Origin of the sequence: Microbacterium sp. Kw_RZR3 (assembly GCF_029222405.1) — a bacterium.
Classification (GTDB): domain Bacteria; phylum Actinomycetota; class Actinomycetes; order Actinomycetales; family Microbacteriaceae; genus Microbacterium.
The window spans coordinates 1-4152 of the sequence record NZ_JARHXC010000093.1 but is presented as its reverse complement, the minus strand read 5'-3'; the positions used below and the strand labels follow the sequence as shown (position 1 = coordinate 4152).

Here is a 4152-nt window from a genome sequence, read left to right as displayed (position 1 = left end):
AGGGACCGGAACCCTCGCGTCGGACGCTCTGGCGGGCTCAGCGGCCGACGCTTCCGCTGCAACCGAGGTCGCTGAGCTTGTCGGAGGGACCGGAACCCCCGCGTCGGACGCTTCGACGGGCTCAGCGGCCGACGCTTCCGCTGCAACCGAGGTCCCTGAGCCTGTCGAAGGGACCGGACCCCGCTCCTTCGCCTTCGTCGCCGGCTCTACCGGCTTCCGCGTCGAAGACGTCACCGACCACTACGCCCTCATCGCCCTGCAGGGCCCTGAGGCCTGTGGCATCCTGAGCTCCACCCCGGGGGTCGAGATCACCGGCACCGCTCTCGACGAGCTCGGCTACTACGCCTGGACCGAGGGCACCTTCGACGAGGCGCCGCTCTTCGTCGCCCGAACCGGCTACACCGGCGAGGACGGCTACGAGATGATGATCCCCACCGCGCGGGCCGCGGCCCTGTGGGACGCCGCGCTCGCCGCGGGCGCCGACCGCGGGCTCGTCCCGTGCGGACTCGCCGCGCGCGACACGCTTCGCCTCGAGGCCGGCATGCCGCTGTACGGCCATGAGCTGTCGCGCGACATCGTGCCCGCCCAGGCCGGTCTCGGCCGCGTCGTCGCCGTCGACAAGGAGTCGTTCGTCGGCAAGGACGGCCTGTCGTCCGGACCCGCCGATGCCCCGGTCCTCGTCGGTCTCGTCTCGGAGGGCCGCCGCGCGGGTCGCGCCGGCTACTCGGTGCTGCACGGCGACGACACCGTCGGCGAGATCACCAGCGGCGCCCTCAGCCCCACCCTCGGCCACCCCGTCGCGATGGCATTCGTCGCGCCCGCGGCATCCGAACTCGGAACCGAACTGACCATCGACGTCCGCGGAACCCGCATCCCCGCGACCGTCACCGCCCTTCCCTTCTACCGGAGAAACGCATGACCGACCTCACCGCCCTCAGCTACACGTCCGAGCACGAGTGGATCTCGATCGACGGTGACGTCGCCACCGTCGGCATCACCGACTTCGCCGCCGACAAGCTCGGCGACGTCGTCTTCGTCGAGTTGCCCGGCGCCGACTCCGCGGTCTCCGCGGGCGACGTCTGCGGCGAGATCGAGTCGACCAAGTCGGTCGGAGAGCTCTACGCGCCGATCACGGGCACCGTCGTCGAGATCAATGAGGCCGTGGTCGACGACCCCTCCCTGGTCAACGCCGAGCCCTTCGCCGGCGGCTGGCTCATCAAGATCCGCGTCGAGGGCGAGCTTCCCGGCGACCTCCTCGACCGCGCCGCTTACGAGGACCTCACCGCATGACCTCCGTCCTTCCTCCTCGCACGGATGCGGGGACCCCGGCCGCCTTCACCGACCGCCACATCGGCATCGGTCCCGACGCCCAGGCGCACATGCTCGAGGTCGTCGGGTACGACAGCGTCGAGGCGCTCGTCGAGACCGCCGTCCCGCCATCCATCCACGTCCGTCCCCGTGAGACGAGCGACATCCCCGTCGCCGCCACCGAGGCCGAAGCGCTCGCCGAGCTGCGCGAGTTGGCGACGGCGAACCGTTCCGCGCGGCCGCTGATCGGCCTCGGCTACTACGACACCTTCACGCCGTCGGTGATCGCGCGGAACGTCCTCGAGAACCCGTCCTGGTACACGGCGTACACGCCATACCAGCCCGAGATCTCGCAGGGCCGCCTCGAGGCGCTCATCAACTTCCAGACGATGGTGACCGACCTCACGGGTCTGGCGACGGCGAACGCGTCGATGCTCGACGAGTCCACCGCGGTCGTCGAGGGCATGCTCGTCGCGCGTCGCGCGTCGAAGGCGAAGACCGACGTCTTCCTCGTCGACATCGACGCGCTGCCGCAGACCAAGGCGCTGCTGCACCACCGTGCCGCGGCCGTCGGCATCGAGATCGTCGAGACGTCGTTCGAGGGGGAGATCCCCGCAGCGTTCGGCGCCTTCGTGCAGTACCCCGGCGCGACCGGGCGCATCTGGGACTTCTCGGCCGTCGCCGAGGCCGTGCACGCGAACGGTGGCCTGGTCGTCGCCGCCGCCGACCTGCTCGCGCTGACGCTGCTGCGCTCGCCCGGGTCGCTCGGTGCCGACGTCGCGGTCGGAACGACCCAGCGCTTCGGTGTGCCGCTCGGCTTCGGCGGACCGCACGCGGGCTACATGGCCGTGCGCGCGGGCCTGGAGCGTCAGCTGCCCGGCCGTCTCGTCGGGGTGTCCCAGGATGCCGTCGGCGCCCCCGCCTACCGCCTGTCGCTGCAGACGCGCGAACAGCACATCCGCCGCGAGAAAGCGACGTCGAACATCTGCACCGCCCAGGTGCTGCTCGCGGTCATGGCCGCGATGTACGCGGTCTACCACGGGCCCGACGGGCTCCGAGCGATCGCGACCCGGGTCGCGCAGAAGGCCGATGCCCTGGCATCCGCTCTGCGTTCGTACGACCTGACCCTCGTGAGCGACGCGTTCTTCGACACCGTGCGCGTGCACGTGCCGGGGCGCGCGCAAGACGTGGTCGACCGTGCGCGCGAGCGCGGCTATCAGCTGCTCTGGGTGGACGATGCGACGGTCGGTGTTTCGGTGGACGAGACGACGACGGATGCTGACATCGCGGCGGTCCTCGACGCATTCGGTCTGGCCGCCGGCGAGCTGCCCGAGGGCGAAGCCCTGCGGGGCGTCGCCGACGCGCTTCACCGTGACGACGAGTACCTCACCCACCCCGTCTTCCACGCGCACCGCAGCGAGACGGCGATGATGCGGTACCTCAAGACCCTCGCCGACCGCGACTACGCGCTCGACCGAGGCATGATCCCGCTCGGATCGTGCACGATGAAGCTCAACGCTGCGACCGAGATGGCGGCGGTGTCGTGGCCCGAGTTCTCGCGCGTGCACCCGTTCGCGCCCGAGGCCGACGTGCGCGGCTACCTCGAGATGATCGAGCAGCTCGAGCGTTGGCTCGCCGAGGTCACCGGCTACGACGCGGTGTCGCTGCAGCCGAACGCCGGCTCGCAGGGCGAGCTCGCGGGCCTGCTCGCGATCCGCGGCTACCACCTCGCGAACGGCGACACCGAGCGCACGGTGTGCCTGATCCCGTCGTCGGCGCACGGCACCAATGCGGCGTCGGCGATCCTCGCGGGCATGAAGGTCGTCGTCGTCGCGTGCGACGAGGCGGGCAACGTCGACCTCGGCGACCTGCGCGCGAAGATCGCGCAGCATGCGGCGGAGCTCTCGGCCCTGATGATCACCTACCCCTCGACCCACGGGGTGTACGAGCACGACGTGCTCGAGATCACCCAGGCCGTGCACGACGCCGGTGGCCAGGTGTACGTCGACGGCGCGAACCTCAACGCCCTGCTCGGCTTCGCGCGCTTCGGCGACCTGGGCGGCGACGTCTCGCACCTGAACCTCCACAAGACGTTTGCGATCCCTCACGGCGGTGGCGGACCGGGCGTGGGTCCGGTGGCGGCGAAGGCGCACCTGGCGCCGTACCTGCCGTCGCACCCGTTCTCGCAGCGTGCCGAGCACGCCGGCGGCGTGTTCGACGGAGGACCGGTGTCGGCGGCCCCCCACGGCTCCGCCGGCATCCTGCCCATCTCATGGGCGTACGTGCGCATGATGGGAGCCGAAGGACTGCGTCAGGCGACCGCCGCGGCGGTGCTCTCGGCCAACTACATCGCCGCGCGCCTGCGCGAGCACTACCCGGTGCTCTACGCGGGTGAGGGAGGTCTCGTCGCGCACGAGTGCATCCTCGACCTGCGCCCCCTCAAGGAGCAGACCGGTGTCACCGTCGACGACGTGGCGAAGCGCCTCATCGACTACGGCTTCCACGCGCCGACGATGTCGTTCCCGGTCGCCGGCACGCTGATGGTCGAGCCGACCGAGAGCGAGGACCTCGCCGAGCTCGACCGATTCGTGGATGCCATGATCGCGATCAAGCAGGAGGCCCTCGCGGTCGCCGCGGGGGAGTGGCCCGCCGACGACAACCCTCTGGTCAACGCCCCGCACACCGCCGAGACGGTGGTCGTGGGGGAGTGGGCGCACCCGTACTCGCGCGAGACCGCGGTGTACCCCGTGCGATCGATCATCCGCGGCAAGTACTGGCCCCCGGTGCGCCGCATCGACCAGGCCTACGGCGACCGCAACCTCGTGTGCTCGTGTCCGCCGCCGG

General features: G+C 71.0%; 3 protein-coding genes. All 3 read left to right on the top strand.

The genetic code is table 11. The features are described 5' to 3' along the window. On the top strand, positions 1–919 hold a 919-nt coding region (locus tag P2P98_RS05190; protein WP_275797841.1), incomplete at its 5' end, for a glycine cleavage T C-terminal barrel domain-containing protein. Beyond that, complete coding sequence (gene gcvH, locus P2P98_RS05185) at positions 916–1290, top strand: glycine cleavage system protein GcvH (protein WP_275797839.1); 375 nt, start codon at positions 916–918, stop codon at positions 1288–1290. The genes P2P98_RS05190 and gcvH, both read left to right, overlap by 4 nt. Next, positions 1287–4152: aminomethyl-transferring glycine dehydrogenase (gene gcvP, locus P2P98_RS05180; RefSeq protein WP_275797837.1), on the top strand; the 2866-nt coding region annotated here is incomplete at its 3' end. The genes gcvH and gcvP, both read left to right, overlap by 4 nt.